At 60.5% G+C, this 22,554-nt stretch carries 20 protein-coding genes and 1 riboswitch; of the genes, 4 read left to right on the top strand and 16 right to left on the bottom strand.

Going from position 1 to position 22,554, the window contains the following annotated elements:
- Window positions 1–16 precede the first annotated feature (16 nt).
- A complete protein-coding gene (locus ACQZ5F_RS14420) occupies window positions 17–1,369 on the top strand; it encodes an aspartate aminotransferase family protein (RefSeq protein WP_448730631.1) in 1,353 nt (450 codons plus the stop codon).
- Window positions 1,370–1,413: 44 nt separating this feature from the next.
- Here ACQZ5F_RS14420 and ACQZ5F_RS14415 read toward each other — a convergent pair whose 3' ends face one another.
- Complete coding sequence (locus ACQZ5F_RS14415) at window positions 1,414–1,851, bottom strand: EamA family transporter (RefSeq protein WP_046800765.1); 438 nt, start codon at window positions 1,849–1,851, stop codon at window positions 1,414–1,416.
- A gap of 183 nt (window positions 1,852–2,034) precedes the next feature.
- The gene (locus ACQZ5F_RS14410) at window positions 2,035–3,384 is read right to left on the bottom strand and encodes a dicarboxylate/amino acid:cation symporter (RefSeq protein ID WP_309581034.1); all 1,350 of its coding nucleotides are present in this window, start codon (window positions 3,382–3,384) and stop codon (window positions 2,035–2,037) included.
- 236 nt (window positions 3,385–3,620) lie between these two features.
- Between ACQZ5F_RS14410 and ACQZ5F_RS14405 the strand changes: the two genes are divergently transcribed.
- Together ACQZ5F_RS14405 and ACQZ5F_RS14400 are read left to right on the top strand one after the other, a co-directional pair.
- Window positions 3,621–5,462 carry an ATP-binding protein gene (locus ACQZ5F_RS14405; protein ID WP_225338558.1) on the top strand — a complete coding sequence of 614 codons (1,842 nt, stop codon included), beginning with the start codon at window positions 3,621–3,623 and terminating at the stop codon, window positions 5,460–5,462.
- Window position 5,463: 1 nt separating this feature from the next.
- The gene (locus ACQZ5F_RS14400; RefSeq protein WP_225338557.1) at window positions 5,464–6,828 is read left to right on the top strand and encodes a sigma-54-dependent transcriptional regulator; all 1,365 of its coding nucleotides are present in this window, start codon (window positions 5,464–5,466) and stop codon (window positions 6,826–6,828) included.
- A 189-nt stretch (window positions 6,829–7,017) separates the two neighbouring features.
- Here ACQZ5F_RS14400 and ACQZ5F_RS14395 read toward each other — a convergent pair whose 3' ends face one another.
- The 3 genes from ACQZ5F_RS14395 to alr all read right to left on the bottom strand — a co-directional run bounded on the left by ACQZ5F_RS14395 (window position 7,018) and on the right by alr (window position 10,129).
- On the bottom strand, window positions 7,018–7,521 hold the full coding sequence (locus ACQZ5F_RS14395; protein WP_052819027.1) for a BA14K family protein: 504 nt from the start codon (window positions 7,519–7,521) through the stop codon (window positions 7,018–7,020).
- A 177-nt stretch (window positions 7,522–7,698) separates the two neighbouring features.
- The gene (locus tag ACQZ5F_RS14390; RefSeq protein ID WP_137086425.1) at window positions 7,699–8,955 is read right to left on the bottom strand and encodes a D-amino acid dehydrogenase; all 1,257 of its coding nucleotides are present in this window, start codon (window positions 8,953–8,955) and stop codon (window positions 7,699–7,701) included.
- Window positions 8,956–8,962: 7 nt separating this feature from the next.
- Entirely contained in the window at window positions 8,963–10,129 is a 1,167-nt protein-coding gene (gene alr / locus ACQZ5F_RS14385) for an alanine racemase (protein WP_225338556.1), read from the bottom strand.
- Window positions 10,130–10,256: 127 nt separating this feature from the next.
- Here alr and ACQZ5F_RS14380 point away from each other — a divergent pair, with 127 nt between their 5' ends.
- On the top strand, window positions 10,257–10,715 hold the full coding sequence (locus tag ACQZ5F_RS14380) for an Lrp/AsnC family transcriptional regulator (protein WP_046800773.1): 459 nt from the start codon (window positions 10,257–10,259) through the stop codon (window positions 10,713–10,715).
- Window positions 10,716–10,930: 215 nt separating this feature from the next.
- Here the strand turns inward: ACQZ5F_RS14380 and thiD are convergent, their stop codons facing one another.
- The 11 genes from thiD to ACQZ5F_RS14325 form a co-directional block, all read right to left on the bottom strand.
- Window positions 10,931–11,725: a bifunctional hydroxymethylpyrimidine kinase/phosphomethylpyrimidine kinase gene (gene thiD, locus ACQZ5F_RS14375; protein WP_225338555.1), complete on the bottom strand. Its 795-nt coding sequence runs from the start codon at window positions 11,723–11,725 to the stop codon at window positions 10,931–10,933.
- Entirely contained in the window at window positions 11,722–12,384 is a 663-nt protein-coding gene (gene thiE / locus ACQZ5F_RS14370) for a thiamine phosphate synthase (RefSeq protein WP_225338554.1), read from the bottom strand. The genes thiD and thiE overlap by 4 nt, the downstream gene beginning before the upstream one ends.
- Window positions 12,371–13,111, bottom strand: a complete 741-nt coding sequence (locus ACQZ5F_RS14365; RefSeq protein ID WP_225338553.1) for a hydroxyethylthiazole kinase — start codon at window positions 13,109–13,111, stop codon at window positions 12,371–12,373. The genes thiE and ACQZ5F_RS14365 overlap by 14 nt, the downstream gene beginning before the upstream one ends.
- The gene (locus ACQZ5F_RS14360) at window positions 13,108–14,058 is read right to left on the bottom strand and encodes an ABC transporter substrate-binding protein (RefSeq protein WP_225338552.1); all 951 of its coding nucleotides are present in this window, start codon (window positions 14,056–14,058) and stop codon (window positions 13,108–13,110) included. The genes ACQZ5F_RS14365 and ACQZ5F_RS14360 overlap by 4 nt, the downstream gene beginning before the upstream one ends.
- The gene (locus ACQZ5F_RS14355; protein ID WP_225338551.1) at window positions 14,055–14,840 is read right to left on the bottom strand and encodes an ABC transporter permease; all 786 of its coding nucleotides are present in this window, start codon (window positions 14,838–14,840) and stop codon (window positions 14,055–14,057) included. The genes ACQZ5F_RS14360 and ACQZ5F_RS14355 overlap by 4 nt, the downstream gene beginning before the upstream one ends.
- 128 nt (window positions 14,841–14,968) lie before the next feature.
- Window positions 14,969–15,071: riboswitch (TPP riboswitch) on the bottom strand.
- 36 nt (window positions 15,072–15,107) lie between these two features.
- Window positions 15,108–17,099 (bottom strand): alpha-glucosidase, encoded by a 1,992-nt coding sequence (locus ACQZ5F_RS14350; RefSeq protein WP_225338550.1) that lies wholly within the window; start codon window positions 17,097–17,099, stop codon window positions 15,108–15,110.
- Window positions 17,100–17,111: 12 nt separating this feature from the next.
- Window positions 17,112–17,966: a carbohydrate ABC transporter permease gene (locus ACQZ5F_RS14345; protein WP_035220846.1), complete on the bottom strand. Its 855-nt coding sequence runs from the start codon at window positions 17,964–17,966 to the stop codon at window positions 17,112–17,114.
- 4 nt (window positions 17,967–17,970) lie between these two features.
- The gene (locus ACQZ5F_RS14340; protein ID WP_003519885.1) at window positions 17,971–18,882 is read right to left on the bottom strand and encodes a carbohydrate ABC transporter permease; all 912 of its coding nucleotides are present in this window, start codon (window positions 18,880–18,882) and stop codon (window positions 17,971–17,973) included.
- A 174-nt stretch (window positions 18,883–19,056) separates the two neighbouring features.
- Window positions 19,057–20,292 (bottom strand): ABC transporter substrate-binding protein, encoded by a 1,236-nt coding sequence (locus ACQZ5F_RS14335; protein ID WP_225338549.1) that lies wholly within the window; start codon window positions 20,290–20,292, stop codon window positions 19,057–19,059.
- 52 nt (window positions 20,293–20,344) lie between these two features.
- The gene (locus ACQZ5F_RS14330) at window positions 20,345–21,421 is read right to left on the bottom strand and encodes an ABC transporter ATP-binding protein (RefSeq protein WP_225338548.1); all 1,077 of its coding nucleotides are present in this window, start codon (window positions 21,419–21,421) and stop codon (window positions 20,345–20,347) included.
- A gap of 335 nt (window positions 21,422–21,756) precedes the next feature.
- A complete protein-coding gene (locus ACQZ5F_RS14325) occupies window positions 21,757–22,461 on the bottom strand; it encodes a GntR family transcriptional regulator (RefSeq protein WP_448730632.1) in 705 nt (234 codons plus the stop codon).
- Between the last annotated feature and the right edge of the window lie 93 nt (window positions 22,462–22,554).

Below are 22,554 nucleotides of genomic sequence, written 5' to 3'. Positions count from 1 at the left end.
AACGGAGCCTTTATCGATGACCATTCTGCCGAATTCCGTCGAGGCACGCGATATCGCCTATCAGATGCACCCGAACGTCAACCTGCGCAAATTCGAAAAGACCGGCGGTCTGGTGATCGAAAGCGGTGATGGCATCTATGTCACCGACAGTAGCGGCAAGCGTTACATCGAGGCGATGGCGGGGCTGTGGTCCGTGGCGCTCGGTTTTGGTGAACAGCGGCTGGTGGATGCCGCAACGAAGCAGATGCAGAAGCTGCCCTATTACCACACCTTCTCCTACAAGACGCATGGCCCATCCGTTGATCTCGCCGAATTGCTGATCGAGCTTTCGCCGGTGCCGATGTCGAAGGTGCACTTCACGTCGTCCGGTTCCGAGGCGAATGATCTGGTCGCCAAGATGGTGTGGTATCGCTCGAACGCGCTGGGCAAAAAGGACAAGAAAAAGATCATCGGCCGCATCAAGGGTTATCATGGCGTGACCATCGCGTCCGCTTCGATCACCGGCCTGCCTCGCAACCATGAAAGCTTCGACCTGCCGCTGGACCGTATGCTGCATACCGCTTGCCCCTCCTATGTGCATTTCGGCAAGGATGGCGAAAGCGAGGCGGATTTCACCGCGCGTATCCTGAAGGAGCTGGAAGACCTGATCCTTCGCGAAGGCCCCGAAACCGTCGCCGCCTTCTGGGGCGAGCCGGTGATGGGCGCCGGTGGGGTTCTCCTGCCGCCGGAAGGATACTGGGAAGGCGTGCAGGCGATCCTGAAGAAATACGACATTCTGCTTGTCGTTGACGAGGTGATCTGCGGTTTTGGCCGCACCGGCAAGATGTTTGCCTGCGAGACCTATGGCATCAAGCCGGACGTGCTGGTCGTTTCCAAGCAGATTTCGTCGTCCTACATGCCGCTTTCGGCAATCATCATGAATGACAGTTTTTACCAGCCGATTGCCGATGAGTCCGATCGTATCGGCTCCTTCGGCCATGGTTACACCGCCTCCGGTCATCCGGTCGCGACTGCGGTGGGGCTGGAAAACCTGAAGATCATTCAGGAGCGTGATCTGGTCGGCAATGTCGCCCGGCTGGAGGGCAAATTTCTCGATCATCTGAAGGCGCTTGCCGATCACCCGCTCATTCATTCCTCGCGTGGTGTCGGTCTCCTTGGGGCGCTGGAGGTGAAGCCATGGGAAGGCCTGAAGGCCGGGGATACGACGCTCGCCATTGCCGCCGCCATCGAAGAGGAGGGTGTCATCACTCGGCCGATCGGTGAATCCATCTGCTTCTGCCCCCCACTGATCATCACGGCGGAGCAGCTGGATGAACTGTTCGCTGGCGTGAAACGCGGACTCGACAAGGTCGCGGCCGCCCGCGGCTGACGACTTTATCGATTGTGCTGGCCGAGCGTTCCTGCTCGGCTGGCCTATCCCCTGTAGGCGACGAGCACCGCGCCACAGGCGATCAGGACCACGCCGAGCCAATTGGGCAACGACAGTCTTTCCCCCAGAAACAGCACAGCAAAGACGGCGACGAACACGACGCTCAGCTTATCGATGGGGGCGACGCGGGCGGCATCGCCGATTTTCAGTGCCCGGAAATAACATATCCACGATGCGCCGGTCGCCAAACCCGAAAGCACGAGGAACAACCAGGTGCGCCCGGAAATGGTGGAGGGCTGCTGCCAGTTGCCGGTGATGTAAACCATCAGGCCGGCGGCGGCGAGGATGACGATGGTGCGGATGAAGGTGGCGAAATCGGAGTTGACGTTTTCGATGCCGATCTTCGCAAAAATGGCGGTGAGGGCAGCGAAGGCCGCCGAAAGCAGCGCCCAGAATTGCCAGGCCAGAAACAGGTTCTTCATGTGATGCCGACTCCGTTCATCCATTCGGTCCCGTCTGGCTCTACAGCATCTGCCCGGCGATAAGAACTGTTTTCACTGCGGTATCTGAACATGGAAGGCCGGCGCATCGATCACGATGCGCCGGCCTTCATGTAGGAGCCTGTCCGGACGGGGCCGGGACAGGCCGGACCTTGGGAGGTCGTATTATTCGGCGGGCTGAACCGATGCCGGCAGTGCCATATCCACGTCCGCGATGCCGGAGATTTCTTCCTGACCGCTGAGCACGCGGGCAAGCTGGTCTTGATCCAGTTCGCCTTCCCAGCGAGCGACGACGATGGTGGCGACGGCGTTGCCAACGAAGTTGGTGAGCGCGCGGCATTCCGACATGAAGCGGTCGATGCCGAGGATCAGCGCCATGCCGGCGACCGGAACGGAAGGCACGACCGAGAGCGTTGCGGCGAGCGTGATGAAGCCCGCGCCGGTGATGCCGGCGGCCCCCTTGGAGGAGAGCATGGCGACGAGCAGCAGCAGGATCTGTTCACCGAAGGACAGGTGGATACCGGTTGCCTGCGCGATGAAGAGCGCCGCCAGCGTCATGTAGATGTTGGTGCCGTCAAGGTTGAAGGAGTAACCGGTGGGGATGACGAGACCGACGACGGAGCGCTTGCAGCCGGCCTTTTCCATCTTGCTCATCAGGCCCGGCAGGGCGGCTTCCGAAGACGAGGTGCCGAGAACCAGCAGCAGTTCTTCCTTGATGTAGCGGATGAGCGCGACGATGGAGAAGCCGTTATAGCGGCAGACGGCGCCCAGAACCACGAACACGAACAAGGCCGATGTGATGTAGAAGGTGCCGATCAGCATTGCGAGGTTGGTGACGGACGAGATGCCGTATTTGCCGATGGTAAATGCCATGGCGCCGAAAGCGCCGATGGGGGCGGCCTTCATCAGGATCGCGACCAGCTTGAAGATCGGATACATCATGGCATGCATGAAATCGGTGACGGGCTTGCCCTTTTCGCCGACGATGCCGAGCGCGATGCCGAACAGAACCGAGAAGAACAGCACCTGCAGAATGTCACCGCTGGCAAATGCGCCGACGATGGTGGTCGGGATGATGTTCATCAGGAAGCCGGTGATGGTCTGCTCATGGGCCTTGTCTGCGTAGGTCGCGACGGCCTTGGCATCCAGCGTGGAAGGATCGATGTTCATGCCGGCGCCCGGCTGCACGGTATTGGCGACGATGAGGCCGACAACGAGCGCGAGGGTGGAGAACACCAGGAAGTAGATCATGGCCTTGCCGGCCACGCGCCCAACCTTCTTCATGTCGTTCATGCCGGCAATGCCGGTTGCGACGGTGAGGAAGATGACGGGAGCGATGATCATCTTGACGAGGCGGATGAAGCCATCGCCGAGCGGCTTCAGCTGCTCACCGAAGGTCGGATAGAAATGGCCAAGCGCAATACCGGCGATGATGGCGACCAGAACCTGGAAATACAGGTGCTTGTAAAATGGCTGCTTGGCGTGGCCTGCGGCCACGGCTGTGCTATCGATCATGTTTTTTCCTCCTCGGCCTCACCCTGCCTTTATTGGCCTCCCGGGATCGCCGTGTCGTTGACGGCTTCGCGCCGATTGCGGAGTCATGTGCAATACGCATGCCAGACTTGCTTATTTGATGTAACTGACTGATTTAAAAAGTACTTTTTATTGACGCTTTGCCGGCTCACAGGCATTTGTGTGGAATTCCGGACAAATTCTCTTGCGATCTGTGTGTAAAACCGCACAATTAGCGCATGACCTATCAGGATCAGGCACCTCATTCTCAGGCGAAACGTCGCGCGCAATGGCTGGCGCTGGCTGGCCTGTGGCTGCTCGTCAGTCTTGGTGCCCTGCTGGTGGCCGATGAATTCGCCCGTCACCAGGCAATGCGAACGGCGGGTTTCGAGGCGTCAACCGATGCCGAATTGAAGATTGCGTTGCTGAATGTCGCGCTGGAGCGGCCGCGGGCCATTCCACTGGTTCTGTCAGGCGATCCCGACCTTTCTACCGCGCTGGATGGCGGTGACGCCGTCGCCGTCGACCGGCTGAACCGCAAGCTGGAGGGGCTGATTGAAGGCACGCAGTCGTCGGTCATCTATGTGACCGGGCCGACCGGTCTGACCATCGCCTCCAGCAACTGGCGGGAGGAGGACAGCTTCGTCGGTTCCAACTACGCGTTCCGCGAATATTTTCAGGCGGCGATGAAGACCGGCATGTCCGAACATTATGCGCTCGGCAATGTCAGCCGCCGGCCCGGTCTTTATATCTCCCGCCGTATCGATGCGGCGGACGGAAGGCCGCTCGGCGTTGTCATCGCCAAGGTGGAATTCAACCGTCTGGAATCGGACTGGAACATTGGCGGCAAGCCGGTTTATGTGGTCGACAGAAACGGTGTCGTGCTGATGACGAGCGTGCCGGAATGGCGCTTCAAGACCGTTGCACCGATTGACGAGGCGCGGCGAAAGGTCATTTCCGAAAGCCTGCAATTCGGCAATGAGGCGCTGGCGATCCTGCCGTTCCGCGCAGCCCGCTCATCGGGCGATGATGTTCCGCTTATCCATGTCGATGAACCGGGGCGGGAGCGCGGTGATTATCTGCAGCTGGAAATGCCGGTGCCGACCACCTCCTGGACCCTGCATTACCTGCAACCCGTAGCCCCTGCGTTGAACGCCGCCATCCGCGAGGGCCGGGTGGTGGCGCTGGCGACGCTGATGCCGCTGATGGGTCTTTCGGCCCTGTGGCTGTGGCGCAGACACAAGGCGCTGAAGGAAAAGGAAGAGGAGCAGCGTGCCCGCACCGAGCTGGAAATGAAGGTGCAGGAGCGGACCCGCGACCTGACGAAGACCCGCGACCATCTGCAGGCTGAAATCGCCCTGCATGAAAAGACAACAGGCGAGTTGCGCAATGTGCAGCATGAGTTGGTGCAGGCTAACCGCCTTTCCATTCTGGGGCAGGTTGCGGCGGGTGTGGCGCATGAGATCAACCAGCCCGTGGCGACCATCCGCGCCTTTGCCGACAATGCCCGCACCCTGCTGAAACGCGACCGTCTGTCGGAGGCCACCGAAAATCTCGAAAACATCGCCGCGCTGACCGAGCGCATCGGTACGATTACCGGCGACCTGAAAATATTGGCCCGCAAGGGCCGCACCGCCGCCGAGCCGGTCAGCCTCAAACTGGTCATCGAAGGTGCGGTCATGCTGTTGCGCAGTCGTTTTTCCGGGCAGATGGACGCGCTGGATATCGTCGTGCCGGATCAGGATTTGAAAGTGCTCGGCAGCCGCATCCGGCTGGAGCAAATCCTCATCAACCTTCTGCAAAATGCGCTGGAAGCCACGGAAGAGATTGGCGAAGCCCGCGTTGAGGTGCGTGTGCGGGAGGAGGGCGGCATGGTGATACTTTCCGTCAGCGACAATGGCGGGGGTATTCCGCAAGACATCCGCGCCCAGCTTTTTTCACCCTTCAATACCTCCAAGGAAAGCGGCCTCGGCCTCGGCCTCGTCATCTCCAACGACATCGCCTCGGACTATGGCGGACGTATCGAAGTAACGAGCAGCGAAGCGGGCACGTCTTTTTCCGTTTATCTGAAGCGAGCATGACATGACGGTGGATGGAACCATATTCCTGGTGGACGACGATTCCCAGCTGCGCAAGGCGATGGTGCAGACGCTGGAACTCGACGGATTGCCGGTCACCTCTTTTTCCCGTGCCGAGCAGGCGCTTGCGGCATTGAACGAGGATTTCGACGGGGTCGTCATCACCGATGTGCGTATGCCCGGCATGACCGGACTCGAATTTTTCGACCATGTCCGCAAGATCGATGCGGATCTGCCGGTTATCCTCATTACCGGCCATGGCGATGTGCCGATGGCGGTCGATGCGCTGCACAATGGCGCCTATGATTTCATCGCCAAGCCCTTTCCGGCCGAACGCATGGTGGAAAGTGCCCGCCGGGCGCTGGAAAAGCGCCGGTTGGTATTGGAAAACCGTGCGCTTCGCCGCGCTGCGGGACAGGCGGAGGACGATCTGCCGCTGATCGGCCAGACACCCGCCATGGAGCGCCTGCGCACCACGCTTCGGCACATTGCCGATACGGATGTGGACGTGCTGGTGGCAGGCGAGACGGGTAGCGGCAAGGAGGTGGTGGCAACGGCGCTTCACCGCTGGAGTAAAAAGCGCTCCAGGGGTAATTTCGTGGCTCTTAATTGCGGCGCATTACCGGAAACGGTGATCGAAAGCGAGCTTTTCGGCCATGAGCCGGGCGCTTTTACCGGCGCCCAGAAGAAGCGCGTCGGCCGCATCGAACATTCGAGCGGCGGCACGCTGTTTCTGGACGAGATCGAAAGCATGCCGCTTGCCGTGCAGGTGAAGATGCTGCGCGTGCTGGAAATGCGCGAGGTCTCGCCACTGGGTTCAAACGAGGAACGGCCGGTCGATATCCGCGTAGTGGCGGCGGCCAAGGTCGATCTCGGTGATCCGACTGAGCGCGGTACTTTTCGCGAGGATCTTTATTATCGGCTGAATGTGGTGACGCTGTCGATCCCGCCGTTGCGGGAGCGCAAGGCGGATATTCCGCTGCTGTTTTCCCACTTCGTCACCAAGGCCGCCAACCGTTTCAACATGGCCGTGCCGCAGATCAGCGCCGGCATTTCCCGCCGGCTTCAGGAGCATGACTGGCCGGGCAATGTACGCGAACTCGGGCATTTCGCCGAAAGAGTGGTTCTGGGGCTGGAAACGGAAGCGGCCGCCGCACCTGTTGCGCAGACTGCCATTCCCGCGTCCGGCACCTTGCCCGAGCGTATGGATGCGATCGAGGCGCGGATCATTCGCGAAACGCTGGTGCAGTCGAATGGGGATGTGGCGGAGACAATCGCGACGCTCGGCATTGCCCGCAAAACCTTTTACGACAAGCTGCAACGCCACGGTATCAACCGGGCGGAGTATGTGAAGAGCGGAGCGGCATAAAAAAGGCCGTTAGGCATCAACGCCTATGGCGAGGTCCGAAAACCTCTCCTCCGTCATGCTCGGGCCTGTCCCGAGCATCTGCTACCTATCAAGTTACGATACGTGGATGGATCCTCGGCACAAGGCCGAGGATGACGGAGAGTTTGAGGTTATACTCGCAAACAAGCCGGAGGCTGCGTTTATTTCCACTCAGCCCGCGACGCAGAAATGACGCTGGCCGTCATAATCCGTGTAGGTGCCGGTGCGTGTGTTGAAGCTCCGGTAGCGCTGCGAGCAATAGTCGTACCAGGCGTTGGTCCACGGCTCGATGGTGCGATAGGTGGCGCGCTGGCCATAGACCGGGCGGCTGTCATAAACCGGCTGCGGGCGATAGACCGGTGCCGGACGATAGACGGGCGCGGGGCGGTAGACAGGAGCCGGGCGGTATTCCTGGTAATCCGGCTCATCATAGACATAGCTCGGCTCATAACGGCGCGGCGGGTCGATATAGACGCGCTCATCATCCACCGGTGCCGGTCGGGAAAGGGCGGAGCCGACGGCGACACCGGCGGCAAGGCCGAGTACGCCACCCAGAATGGCGGCGTCGCGGCGGTCACGGCGGCCCCAGTCGTCGGCAGACGCGGTGTTGAAAGGAACGATGGTCGCGGCGGCAACGGCGACGGCCAGAACGGTTTTAGCTGCAAAGGACGACATGGTCTTTTTCCATCCAGAACGGCAGGGGCGCTGCCAGTTGCAAATTCGATGGTTAAAGAAATATAGCGCCGCTGCTGAACGGGTGCTGAATGAATTGTGGCGGGTTAACGGCCGAAATTCGAGCGCGTCCCGATTTTCGAAAGCCGCGCCGCCGGGTGGCGGCGCGGCAAGCGTTGATCATGCGGCGTAACGGCTGATCGCCAGATCGTGCGTGTCGATCTGCGGCTTGGTCCCGCTGATGAGATCGGCCAGCACGCGGGCGGAACCACAGGACATGGTCCAGCCAAGCGTGCCATGGCCGGTGTTGAGGTAAAGATTGCTGTAGCGGGTGGCGCCGATGACAGGCGTGCCGTCAGGCGTCATCGGGCGCAGGCCGCACCAGAATTTCGCCTGGGTCTGATCTCCCGCGCCACCGAACAGGTCTTCCACCGAATGGGTCAGCGTTCCCTGCCGTGCGGCCGGCAAATCCTTGCTGAAACCGGCGATCTCCGCCATGCCGCCGACGCGGATACGCGAACCCAGCCGGGTGATTGCCACCTTGTAGGCCTCGTCCATCACGGTGGAGACGGGCGCGCGCTCCTCCTTCACCACCGGAACGGTGATGGAATAACCCTTGACCGGGTAGACCGGCAGGTTAAGGCCGAGCTGGCGTACGAATTGCGGAGAATAGCTGCCCAGTGCAGCGACGAAAACATCAGCTTCCACCAGCCCTTTGGTGGTTTCCACGGCCTTGATGCGGCCGGCTTCAACGATGGGACGCATGATGCCGGTATCGTAAATGAAGGTGACGCCGGCCTCTTCCGCCATGCGGGCAAGCTCGGTGGTAAACATGAAGCAGTCACCGGTCTCGTCGCCGGGCAGGCGCAGGCCCCCGACAATCTTCTCCTTGGCGGGCGCCAGACCGGGTTCAATGGCAGCGCAGCCGTCGCGGTCGAGAATCTCGAAGGGCACACCGCCGGCCGTCAGCACGTCGACATCCTTGCCGATGGCGTCGAACTGCTTCTGGGTACGAAAGACCTCCAGCGTGCCCTGCATGCGCTGGTCATATTGAATGCCGGTTTCGTCGCGCAGCGCCATCAGGCAATCGCGGCTATATTCGGCGATGCGCACCATGCGGCTTTTGTTGATGGCATAACGTGCCGAGGTGCAGTTGCGCAGCATCTGGCTCATCCAGCGCCAGGCCGCCGGATCGGCCGTCGGGCGAATGATCAGCGGCGCATGTTTCATGAACAGCCATTTCATCGCCTTCACTGGAATGCCGGGCGCTGCCCATGGCGAGGAGTAGCCGGGAGAAACCTCACCGGCATTGGCGAAGCTGGTTTCGAGCGCTGCGGCCGGCTGGCGGTCGATCACCGTCACCTTGTGTCCGGCTTTGGCCAGATACCAGGCGGAGGTCACGCCGACGACGCCGGCTCCGAGGATAGTGACGTTCATGATCGTCTCACTTGTGATTGACTGATGTTGAAGCGGTCGCCGGGGTTTCTCCCGGTTGGATATAGCTGCGGCGGTAACGGCGTCCGAGGCCGGTCAGGATTTCATAGGCAATCGTGCCCGCGTCGTTTGCAATGTCTTCCAAAGTCTGGTCAGGCCCGATCATCTGAACGAGGCTGCCCTGGGTTAATGTTCCCTCGGGCAGGGCCGATATGTCGAGAATGATGCTGTCCATCGAAACGCGCCCGGCAATCGGCAGGCGAATGCCATTATACCACGCCGCCCCACGATTGCTGAGTGAGCGGGGCAGACCATCGGCATAACCGGCGGCGATTGTCGCAAGACGTGTAGGGCCTGGGGCTTCGAAAGAACCGCCATAACCGACCAATGAACCGGCGGGCACGGTGCGGGTCTGGATAACGGCGAGATCGAGACGCACGACCGGTTTCATCGGGTTGGGGCGGGCAACGGACGGCGCGCCGCCATAAAGCGCGATGCCGGGGCGCAGCAGATGATTGTGGTAATCATTGCCCAGAAAGATGCCGCCGGAATTGGAAAAGCACAGGGGCGCATCGGGGAAAGCGGTGGCGGCCTTTCGCATCACCGCAAGCTGCGCGGCATTGGAGAGGTGTTCCGGCTCGTCGGCGCAGGCGAGGTGGCTCATCACGAAGGCGATATCGAGACCTTCGAGCAATTGCGGCTGGGAGGCGAGGACTTCCAGCTCTGCGGGGGAGAGACCGAGACGGCACATGCCGGTATCGATCTGCACCGCTGCCGGCAGCGTCTTGCCGAGATGGCGCGCATGGGCCGACCATTGTGCAATCTGCTCCAGCGAGTTCAGAACCGGGGTGACGGCCATGGCGGCGCAGGAGGTCTCATTGCCGGGCTGAAGACCGTTGAGCACGAAAATCCGCGCCTGCGCCGACAGACGAAGCCGGAGCGCCAGCGCTTCATCGATATGGGCAACGAAGAAATTGCGACATCCCGCCTCGAACAGGGTTTGCGAGACGATATCTGCGCCGAGGCCATAAGCGTCTGCCTTGACGACCGCTGCCGTCTGCGAGGCCGGGGCCATCGCCGCAAGCGTCAGGTAATTGTCGCGCAATGCACCAAGATCGATAGTCAGATGGCCGCTTGCACCACCGGCTGCCTGCTGGCGGCTGATCTGCATGTCCATGGTCGTTCACCCTCATTTTTATCCCATGAGAGTATTGCAACGATTATCGAATTTCTTGGCGATTGTTCGAAGAAAATGCGATAGAATTCAAAATCGCGCAATTTTCTTTGTCTGATTGGAATTTTCTATGTCGTCACTTGATGCGACCGACCGTCACATCATTCGCCTGCTTCGGCTCAACGCCCGCATCAGCAATGCAAAACTGGCAGCGGAAGTCGGGCTTTCGGCCTCGGCCTGCCTGCGCCGGGTCGATATCCTCGAACGGGAAGGCATTATTCGCGGATATACGGCGCTGACCAGCGGCCTTGCGGGTGGTGAGGTCATCTCGGTCATCGTGCAGATCACGCTCGACCGCCAGACGGAGGATTTTCTCAACCGTTTCGAAAATGCGGTGCGGCGGTATCCGGAAATCCGCGAATGTTACCTGATGACGGGCGGCTCGGATTATTTCCTGCGCTGCGAGGCGGAAAGTGCGGGGGATTTCGAGCGAATTCATAAGGAGATTTTGTCGAAATTGCCGGGGGTTTCGCGGATTCATTCGAGTTTTGCGATCCGGAATGTGTTGGCGACGCCGAAGGCGAAATAGCGTCGAGTGTGGGGCTTACCCCCCTCTGTCCTGCCGGACATCTCCCCCTCAAGGGGGGAGATTGGGTGCGGCAGTCGCTCGGTCCCATGCGACCGTCTCACTAATGATCCCGTGGCTTACGGAATGTGGTGAGCAAGCCGCTTGTCGATCTCCCCCCTTGAGGGGGAGATGTCCGGCAGGACAGAGGGGGGTGGCCGCACCCTCTGCGCTATCCATCACCACCACCGATAAAAATGATGCACCGGCCCCCGCCCATTCCCAACGGCAAGTCCCCGCCCAGCCTCAAGCGCCCCGTTCAGATACTCCTTCGCCAGCCCTACCGCCTCTCGCAGCTCACAACCCTTGGCAAGATGAGCCGTAATCGCCGCCGCCAATGTGCAGCCGGTGCCGTGGTCGTTCTTCGTATCCACCCGCGGTGCGGCAAGCGCCAACATGGTGCCATCAGCAAACAGATAATCCGTGCTCTCAGGCCCATCGCCATGCCCACCCTTGATGAGCACGGCTTTTGCACCGGCCTTGAGGATCGTCTCGGCCTGGCGGTTGATGTCCGTCTGTGCCTCCGCAATCGGCGTGCCGGTCAGCAGCGCCGCTTCGGGCAGGTTTGGCGTGACGATGGCGGCCAGTGGCAAAAGCTCACGCCGCAATGTCTCGATGGCGTCCTCATGCAGCAGCCGGTCGCCTGATGTCGCCACCATGACAGGGTCAAGCACCACCGGTTGCGATTGCCGCCGAAGCCGCTCCGCGATGGCGGCGATTGTCTCTATCCGCGATACCATGCCGATCTTCACCGCATTGACGGCAAGATCGGAAAAAACCGCATCCATCTGCGCAACGATGGTGGCGACCGAAATATCCTCCACCGTCGTCACGCCCTTCGTGTTCTGGGCGGTGATGGCGGTGATGACGCTGGCAGCATAGGCGCCAAGCGCGGAAAAGGTCTTGATGTCGGCCTGAATGCCTGCGCCGCCACCGCTGTCGGAGCCGGCAATGGTCAATGCAATTGATGTCATGGTTGTCTCGCTTTCAGCGCCGCGTCAATTGCAGAGCGGAAGCCCCTGGTTGCGCTGGCAATATCACCTGCCCGGAAGATGGCGGAAATGACTGCGACACCGTCCGCGCCGGCCTCGATGACAGATGGCACGCGGGCAAGGTCGATACCGGCGATGGCGCCAACAGGCATATCAGGCCGCCATTCCTTCAAAAGGGCGCGAAGCGTCGCAAAACCATCGATACCGACCGGCTTGTCGGGGTTCACCTTGGAGACCGTCTCGAAAACGCCGCCGATGCAGGCGTAATCGGCGGGCATGGAGGCCGCCCGTTCGGCATCGGCGCGGTTCTTGACGGTGAGGCCGATGATCGCCTTTTCGCCGAGAATACGCCTTGCGGTCTTTGCATCCATGTCATCTGCGCCGAGATGCACGCCATCCGCGCCGGAGGCGAGTGCCACATCGATGCGGTCATTGATAACAAGCGGGACGCCGGTGCCGGCGATGGCTTCATGAATGGCGCGGGCGTTGTCGATCATTTCGCGCGTCGAGCCGTGCTTGTCGCGATATTGCAGAATGGTCGCGCCGTTGAGTGCGGCGGCCAACGCAAGCTCGGCCAAGGGCGCGACATTGGCAAGGCTGGCATCGACCAATGCGTTGAGGCGGTAATCAACCTTGTTCATGCTCTATCCTCGCGTGATTGATGATGTCTTCCCCCGAGATTTCGGAAAGCGCATCCAGAAATGCCGGTTCGAAGGTGCCGGGGCCTCTGGCCTGTTTTGCAGCCAATTCGGCGGAAACGCCTGTGACAGCAAGGGCTGCGGCCGCAGCCGTCAGCGCATCCTTCTCCACGGCCATGAAAGCGGCGATGATGCCGCCCGAGAGGCAACCTGTGCCGGTCACCTTCGCCATCCATGGATGACCGTTGACGATCCTGACGCGACGGGTCGTGTCGCGGAGATGATCGACCGGTCCGGTTTCGATCCGCACCGCGTCAGGCACATTGCCGATCAGGCTCATCTCGGCGCGGTTACCGCGCACGATGGTGGGGGAAAGGGCGATGAGTTCGCGGGCAAATTCCAGACGGGACGGCGAGTAGTCGCAATGTACCGGGTCGACGATCCACGGCTTGCCGGATGCATTGGCGATCTCGATTGCCAGCCGGATGACCTTGCGCCGCTCGGCATCCAGCGTGCCGAGATTGACGGTCAGTGCATCGGCCTTGGTGACGAAGCTCTCTATTTCTTCCAGAGAAGTGGTCATCGAGGGAATGCCACCGACGACGGTGATGCCGTCGGCGGTGAATTTTTGCACCACGGTGTTCATCAGGCAATGCACGCGCGGGCGCGTCTTGCGCACCCGCTCCAGAATGTCGGCGGCTTTTGCCGCTGTCGGAAAAGTGCCAGTCATGGCTGTTGCAGCTCCACGGCGATATCGTCTGCCTTCGGTGCCTGTTTGATCAGTTGCATATCCCGCATGAACTCACCGAAACGGACATAACGGCTGCGGTCGAGTGCGGCGGGGCGCTTGGCGAAACGCGGCAACGTGTCGAAGAAAGCCTGCTTGTTCAGCGCATCGTCAAGGTTCGGATAGGCCCTGATGAAAAGCTGCCAGGATTCCTGCGGGTGGTTGGTGATGAAGATCGCGGCCTGCTCCACGGCAGAGAGGAAACGCGGCAGGCGGCTGTCTTTTGCGAGATCGCGATGGGTGACGAAGATCAGCTCGTCATAGGCCGGCACGCCATGCTCCTCCGGGAAGAACGAGCGGCCTTCATGGCCTTCGAGCTTCATCTGCGTCAGTTCGAAATTACGGAAACCACCGAGCGTCGCATCCACTTTGCCGGCGATAAGCGATGGCGAGAGCGAGAAATTGACGTTGATGAGTTCGACGTCATCCTTCGTCAGCCCGTCCTTTTCCAGCATGCGCTTCAGCATCGCATCTTCAAAACCGGAAACGGAAAAACCGACCTTCTTGCCCTTCAGGTCTTTCAGGCTTTTGATCGGCCCGTCGGCCAGAACCGTGACGGTGTTGAGCGGGGTTTCGACCAGCGTGCCGAAACGCACGAGCGGCAGGCCGGCATCGTGATCGAGATAGAGGTTCGGCTGGTAATGCACGCCGATATCGGCCTGTTTCGCCGAGACGAGACGAGGCACGGCGGAAGGATCGGCCGGCGGCACCAGCTCGACTTCCAGCCCAGCCTCGGTAAACAGGCCGCGCTCTTTCGCGATCACCATCGGCGCATGATCAGGGTTTACGAACCATTCGAGCAACACGGTAAGCTTGTCGGCTGCCTGCGATTGCATGGGGGCAAGCGCGGTTGTTGCGGCGATGATGAGGGAAAGAAGCGTTCGTTTCATGGTGCCGAAAGTCTCCGTAAATATCTGAGAGGAATGGTATGTTCTGTTTCCTTGGCCCAGGGGGCCAGATTGGCGGTCGCCCAGTCGACGATGAGCCGCAGCAGCACCGCCATGACGGCGAGAATGGCCATGGCGGCAAACATCGTGTCGGTCTGCATACGGGCATTGGACTGGATCATGACGAAACCGAGCCCGGCTGATGCGCCCACCCACTCGCCAATGACGGCGCCAAGCGGGGCGAGCGGGGCGGCCACCCTCAGCCCGGAAATGAGCGATGGCAACGCCAGCGGCACGCGCAGCCGCGTGAGGATCTGCCAGTGGCTCGCCTCCGTCAGCGAGGCGGCATCGAGAATGGCGCGATCCGTGCGGTTCAGGCCATCGGTGAAGGAGGAGGCGACCGGAAAGAAGATGATGATCGCGGTCATCACCACTTTCGAGGCCATGCCGAAACCGAACCAGAGCACGAGGATGGGGGCGAGCACGAAAACCGGAAACGCCTGCAGCACGAGAACCATGGGCCAGACGAGACGGCCAAGACGCGGGATGGCGGCGACTGTAAAGGCAACGAGGATGCCGGCGGCGATGCCTGCCGCAAGCCCGAACGCCATTTCGCCTGATGTCACCATGGCCTGCCCGAACAGGAAGCCGGGCTGGCGCCAGAAGGCGGCGGCGACATCGGCTGGCGACGGCAGGATATAGCGCGGCGGCGCAAACAGCCACGTGCCTGCCTGCCAGAGAAGCAGCAGAAGGCCGATACCGTTCAATGCATGGGTGGCACGCATGAGCCGGACCTCAGACGCAAACGCACCATGTGCGAAGGACAGAAGGTTTCAGCATCATCATTCGGTCTCCAGATGTGACAATCACGGAGATCATGGCCAAGCGGAGAAGAGAAAGGGCAGCGCCTGAAGGGTGCAACAGTTTCCGTTCCTACGCCGGCATGACCCGGATCAGGTTCAAGGGTCCGGCTCATCGCCATCTCAGCACCGTCAGGTGCTCCCCTCGGAATGGGTCGGAAACTGTCGCTTTTTTAGCTGGCTGTCAACGGCTCAGATGCTGCGAAGCTGTTCAAACAAGGAGACGTGACCGCTCTCGGCACGATAGAACACAGCAGGCTGGCCGAGTGGCGCTTCGATGGTGATCTCACGCCCGCCGGAATGACGTGCGCCGCTCCACAGGTGCACCCATTCTTCGTTGCCGGGAAGATAGAGCGTGCGTTGCGTTTCGCCGGCTTTCCAGACCGGTGCGACCAGCATGTCGGCTCCATAGAGATAGCAGTCCTGAATGGCGTAGGTCTGCCGGTCATCCTCGTAATGCAGGAAAAGCGGCCGCTGCACCGGCAGACCGGTTCTGGCCGCCTCGGCGGAGAGCGATTTCAGATAGGGGGCGAGCGCGACATAGATCGCCGTCATGCGGGCGAAATGGCCAAGCACCGTTTCGTCCTGGTCGATCTGGAGATTGTCGCGCGGGCGGTTGCCCTCATGCGTGCGCATGACGGGGGTGAAGGCGGCCATCTCCGTCCAGCGCATGATGAGTTCCGCCGTCCTCACATTACCGAACAGGCTGGTGTATCCGCCAATATCCGAATGGTGATAGGCGTTGCCCATGAGGCCGGAGGAGAGCGCGCCGCAGATGACGGTGACAAGCCCGTCGTGGCGGGAGAAATCCACCGACTGATCGCCGCCCCAGATGAGCGGGCAATGGGCCTGCACACCGGTGAAGCCTGCGCGCATGAAAAACAGCGCCTCACCCGTCTTGCCCCGGCTTTCGACGGCCTTCGCGTTAACCTCGGCCCAGAGGGTGGGCCAGGCATTGTGCATCAGCTTGGCATCGACGCCGTTGGAGAGGTTGATGTCGATCGGCAGATATTCGCCGAAATCGGCCATCCAGCCGGAGAGGCCGAAATCCAGCATGTTCCTGCCGATGATCTCTTCGGCAAACCACTCGGCGGCGGCGGGATTGGTGAAATCGACCACGCCGCAGTCGAATTCGCCGAAATCCACCAGCGCCGTCTTGCCGTCCGCACCGGTGGCGAAATAACCGGCCTCTTCCGCGACAGGGAAAAGCGGTCCATCGACGCAGAGGTAAGGGTTCACATAACCGAGAAAGCGAATGTTGTGATCGGCAAGCTCGGCGATCTTCTGGCGCAGATGCGGGTAGCGGGTCTCATTGGCCTGCCAGTCCCAGAAGAGGCGCGCGCCGAAGGATGTCTGGCGAAGTCCAACCCAGTCCTCGCACCAGAGGCCGGAAACCTTCGTGCCGGCTGCGCGAATTTTCTCCAATCGGGCAAAGGAGTTGACGCCGTCCTTTAATCCGATGATCGCGCCATTATAGACCCATTCCGGCAATTCCGGCTGGCGTCCGAACCGCAGCGAAAGGGCGGAAACGATCTCGGCGAAACTCTCGCCGCTGAAGAACTCGATCTTTTCGGGGATCGCCCAGATCTCGATTTCGTGGAAATCGCCATTGCGGAAATCGAAGACTGAATAGGCGCTGGTTTCAATATGCAACGCATATCTGCGCGATGACAGATAGGTGGGCTGCGGATAGTTGGTGTTGTAATAATCGCCGCCTGCCTTGCCGCTGACGTCGGATTTGAAGGTGATTTCGCTGGTCTTGTCGCGGCCGACCCCGGGTTCTGACGTCCAGAGCGGGAAACGCCGTCCGCGCATGTCGAAATAGGACATCTGCTCGCCGCCGCCCCAGATGTGCTCATCCATTTCCGCGACAATGCGCAGCCAGAGGCGGTTGACGCTTTCATCCAGCGCCGTCAGCCGGATAGCGTTGCCGTCCAGCGTCAGGCGAAGGCGCGGTGCCTGTCCGGGTGCGGAGGAGAGCGTGACGCCGTCGCCGCTGAACTCGGCGTGGCGCAGGGCGGTTCGTTCGATGACATAGTCCTCGATATCGAAATTGCCGCGATACATATCCATCCGCTCCTTGCCAAAACCGGCGAAGACGGCCGGGTTTTCGGGCGAATGGGACAGGATGGTGCGGCCGTCGATTGCGAGCGTGAAGCCGTCTTTGGTCTTTTCGAAATGCATGACTGTACCTGTTTAGCCCTTGAGACCGCCGGCGGTGAGGCCGGAGACAACCCGTTCCTGAAAGATGACGATCAGGATGGCGACCGGCACGATGCCAACCACCAGCGCCGCCGAAATGACCGGCCAGGGGAAGGCGAATTCACCCTGGTAAAGCTGGATGCCGACGGGCAGGGTGCGGAGCGCCGGGTTGGAATTGAAGGACAGCGCCAGCAGGAATTCATCCCAGGCATTAACGAAGGCGAGAATGCCGGCGGTGAAAACGCCCGGTGCGCAGAGCGGTACCACGACCTTGAACAACGCGCCGATGCGGGTGCAGCCATCGATCATGGCGGCGTTTTCGAGATCGCGCGGGATGCTTTCGAAGAAGGATACCAGCATCAGGGTGCAGACCGGCAGCGACAGCACGGTGTAGGGCAGGATCAACGCCGTCCAGCTGTTGAGCAGGTTGAGCGCCCGCATGATCTCGAACAGCGGCACCAGCAGCGTCACGAGCGGAAAAGTGGAAACGGCGATGATGAGCGAGAGGATCAGCGCCCGGTATTTGAGGTTGAGCCGCGCCAGCGCGTAAGCCGCCAGCACCGAAATCAGAATGGTGAGCGCGGTCGAAAGCAGCGCCACCATGAAGCTGTTGAACAGGAAGAGATGCAGCGGCTGGTCGGAAAAGGCCTGCATGTAGTTGGCCAGCGTCGGCGCGTGCGGAAACCAGGTGATTGGTTTCGCCGTCAGTTCCGCTTCCGTCTTCAGCGAGGTGAAGAGGATCCAGATTGCCGGAAACAGTCCGTTGACCAGAAGGATGGAGGCCGCGATGAAGCGCAGCGGCTTGCCGGAAAAGAAGGAGGACAGGCCGGAATTTGCAACGGTGCTCATGGCTTTAGTCCTTCGTCCTGATGATGCGGAGGTAAACGGCGGTGACGCACATGGAAAGCGCAAACATCATGACCGCCAAGGCCGAACCGTAACCGAGGTCGAGGAAGGAAACGGTGTTCTGGTGGATATACATGGCAAGCGTCGTGGTGGATGTGCCCGGCCCGCCGCCGGTCATCATGTAAGGAATATCAAAGGTCTGCAGCGCCGTGATCGTGCGGAAGATGAGCGCGACGACGATCGAGGGTTTCAGAAGCGGCAGGGTGATTTCGAAGAATTGCCGGATTTTGCCGGCACCATCCACATCCGCCGCCTCATAAAGCGAGCGCGGAATGGTCTGCAGGCCGGCAAGGATCATCAGCGCCATGAAGGAGGATGTCTTCCAGATGATCGTCAGGCAGATGGCCGCAAAGGCCCAGTTGGGGGAGTTGAACCAGATGACGCCTTCAAAGCCCAGCCGGTTCAGCACATCATTGACCACGCCATATTCGTAGTGGAAAAACCACGCAAAGATCAGGCCGGCAAAGGAGAGCGGCAGCGCCCACGGGATGAGCAGCGACAGGCGCATCGGCCATTGCATGGAAAAGGGCAAGTTGGCGAGGAGCGCGAGGCCGAGGCCCATGAACAGGGCGCCGGGCACGGTAATCAGCGTTATCAGCACCGTGTTCCAGGTCGTTTCCCAGAAGATCGGATCGTCGAACATCGCCGTATAGTTTTCAAAGCCGATAAATTCCGCCGGCAGGCCCGATGTCAGCGACAGGCTGAAAAACGAGGTATAGACGAGCCGTGCCACCGGATAGACGATGATCAGCGACAGAAGAATGGCGGCAGGCGCCAGCAGAAGCACGGCAAGCGACCGGTCGCCGAGATCGAGCCACCGCGTCCAGCGCGGCAGCTGCTTTTCGTCCACCCGGACCATGGTTCTTTCCGGCATTGTCACACCTGCCACTCCCGCAACTGGATTCACGTCATCGTCTCCCGATCGGACCGGTTCATATCCGGCCCGTTTATCGCACCGCCCGGGCGCGTTTTTTCCTGTCCGTCGAAGCAGCCGGAAAGGGCATGAAACCATGCCGCTTTCCGGCCTTGAAGCTTAGCGCAGAACGCGCCGCAGACGGCTTTCCATCTGCTTTGCGCCGTCTTCCGGCGTCATGACACCTGCAAGCACGCCGTTGACGGTGGTGCGGATCGTCTCGCTGACCTCGTTGTAACGCGGCGTCACGGGGCGGGCCTTGGCGGTTTCCACCACGGGCAGCGCATCGGCGAACCACGGGATTGCCTTCGTCACGTCGGCATCCTTGTAAAGCGCGGCATAGGTCGGCAGCAGCGTGGCGTTGATGGCCATGAACTTCGACACATCCTGACCGGAGAGATATTCCACCAGCTTCTTGGCTTCATCCTGTTGCTTGGAATAGGCCGAAACGCCGAATTCCCAGCCGCCGAGGCAGGTCGTCTGCTCACCGCCCTTGACGGCCGGCAGGCGGGCGACGCCGACCTTGTCGTTCACCTGCGATTCCTTGCCCTGGAAATGGGTCCAGGCATAGGACCAGTTGACGGCGAAGAGAACCTTGCCGGCCTGGAATTCCTTGCGGGTGTCGTCGGTCGCCACTTCGGAGATGTTCTTCTTGGAAATGCCTTCATCGACGAAGCTCTTCCAGAGCTTCAGCGAATCCACGGCCGCCTTGTTGTCGAAGTTCAGCTTGCCGTTTTCGACCAGTGACTTGCCTTCGCTCCAATAGGGCAGGAGGAAGGTGCAGACCGCGCCTTCGATTGCCTTGCCCTGGAAGGACAGGCCCTGAAGCTCGGGGTTCTTTTCACCCTCCATCACCTTCTTGGAGGCTTCTTTCAGCTCGTCCCAGGTGGTCGGCGGCTGGATGCCGTATTTGTCGAGCAGGTCCTTGCGGTAATAGAGGAACATGGAGTCGGCAAAGGCCGGCAGCGCCACGATCTTGCCGTCCACGGTGTTGGCTTCGGCATAGGTCGGCAGATAGGCGGACATGTCCTTGCCGGAGAAATCGCTGGTCCAGCCGGCGGTGGCGAATTGCGCGGGGCGGATGACGTCGAGCATCAGCACGTCGAGGCTGGAATCCTTGGCCGACATCACAGTATTGAGATATTGCGCCTGCATTTCCGAGGTGTTGCCGCCGGTCTCGATGACGACTTTCACGCCCGGCGTCTTCGCCTCATATTGATCGAGCGCCTTGCGCCAGACATCCGGCTGGTGCTGGCTGGAAACGAAGATCTTCAGTTCGGCATCGGCAAACGCCTGTCCCGAAAAAGTGAGCATGGTCGCGCAGAGCGCTGCCCCGGTTATGGCTTTGAATTTCATGTGTTCCTCCCGTTATTAAACCCGTTGGCCGCAGCGTTTCCACGCCCGGCAATCAGTGGATTGAGCGTTCCGTCGCGGCGTCGAAAAGATGAACCTTGGACGGATCGAGCCCGATCTTAAGCTCCTCGTTCGGTGCCGGGCGAAGCTGCGGCGGCATCCTTGCGGTCAGCGCCGCATCTCCGAGGCTGAAATGGACGAGTGTGTCTGAACCCAGCGGCTCCACCACCTGCACCTTGACCGCAAGCTGCGTATCGAAGCCCTCGGCGGGGCCGAAATGTTCGGGGCGAATGCCGACGATGACTTCGCGGCCTTCGAGGCCCGTTTCGCGCGCTGGCCGGATGGCCCCCATCGGCAGGGAATTGCCGTCGGAAAATGTCAGCCGGTCGCCGTTCACCCTGGCGCGGGCGAAATTCATGGCGGGTGCACCGACAAAACCGCCGACGAAGACGCTTTCCGGACGGTTATAGACCTCGTCCGGCGTGCCGACCTGCTCGATATCGCCGCCGCGCAGGATAACGATGCGGTCGGCCAGCGTCATGGCCTCAACCTGATCATGGGTGACATAGATGATTGTCGTGCCGAGCTGCTGGTGCAGGCGCTTGATTTCCGTGCGAACCTGCCCGCGCAGCTTGGCGTCGAGGTTGGAAAGCGGCTCGTCGAACAAAAAGACCTGGGGACGGCGCACGATGGCACGGCCCATGGCCACACGCTGGCGCTGGCCGCCGGAAAGCTGGCCGGGGCGGCGGTCAAGCAGATGCTCGATGCCGAGCATCTTCGCCGCCTCATCGATGCTGGCATTGGCCTGCGAGGCGCTCACACCGCGCACTTTCAGGCTGAACCCCATGTTTTCGCGCACGGTCTTGTGCGGATAAAGCGCATAGTCCTGAAACACCATGGCGATGTCACGCTCACGCGGCGGCAGCCGGTTGACGACGCGATCGCCGATCATGACCTCACCACCGCTGATGCTCTCCAGCCCCGCGACCATGCGCAGTGTCGTGGATTTGCCGCAGCCGGAAGGCCCGACGAAAACCACGAATTCGCCATCGTTGATTTCAAGGTCGATGCCCTTGACGATGCGCAGGGCACCGTAACTCTTGTCCAGCTTGCGCAGGCTGACTGAAGCCATATTTTCCTCCTCACAACCGGCGCGTCCAAAATCCGGATGGACGCAAAAGCCGGTATCAACCTTCAAGTTCCACGCATCGCTCTGTCGAAAATCTGTCCCGATTATCAGGTGATAGCGTGGGATGGCGAAACGCCTGTCTCCCTAATTCCGTGATATTACCTTTCACAAAAAGGAAATCAATAGTGTATCAATTTTATTTCTGACAGAAATCAAAAACTATTAAGTTGTTGATTTAAAGAAATATAGTGGCGAAACTCGCCGCAAGGCAGGTTGTCGCTTCCTTGCCTCCCGTCAAATTCTTGCCTCCATGTGGATCACGCGAATATGCGGTGATCTCAACGTATGCGAGAAACGTAGCGGGCAACCGTATGGTCGAACCAGGTCCATGAAACTTCAGCCACCGCGGAATCCTGCGCCTGGCTGAGACGCAGCACGCGCGGCACCGGCGCGCCCGGCTTCTGACCGAAGGCCTCGGGTGCCCATTCGGGTACATCGCCTAGGTCGATGCGGTCTTCCGCCTTCGATATCCAGAGATTGAGACGGGTGCGGTAATAGAGATAGAGGGATTCCGACATGTGCTCGATGGCGATCGTGTCGACATAAGAACCATCAAGCCAGATTTCCTCGATTGCCGCCGGCTTTCCGGCAATGCGCCGGAGGCGGCGGATGCGATGTCCTTCCGCTGAGGTGCCGAAAGCGGGCAGGGCGGGGGGCTTGGCAAGCCGCGCCACATCCAGAACCTCCGCCGTCGGCAGGCCGCCGCCCTCGATCATCTCAAGACGGAAGAAGGCGTAAACGCTTTGCGGATCGCTGACGGCACGGATGTAATTGCCCGAACCCTGCACGCGTTCCAGCAACCCGCGCTCCTGCAGTTCTGCGAGCGACTTGCGAAGCGTGCCGACGGCGATGCCGAGATCGGCAGCCATATCCCGTTCCGGCGCCAGCTTTTCGCCGTCGATCAGCCGGCCCGCCGCCACCTCGCGCACCAGCATTTCAGCGATCTGCAGATACATGGGCAGGCTGCCGCCAGTGTGTTTCATGATGCCGTTTCCTCCCCGAAACAAAAATTGATACATCATTGATTTACATATTTCTTGATGTTATGCAAGAAAAACAAGAGCGGCCCTGAGGAG

This window comes from Agrobacterium sp. 22-210-1, from assembly GCF_053522525.1.
This window is presented reverse-complemented; position numbering and strand designations above follow the sequence as displayed.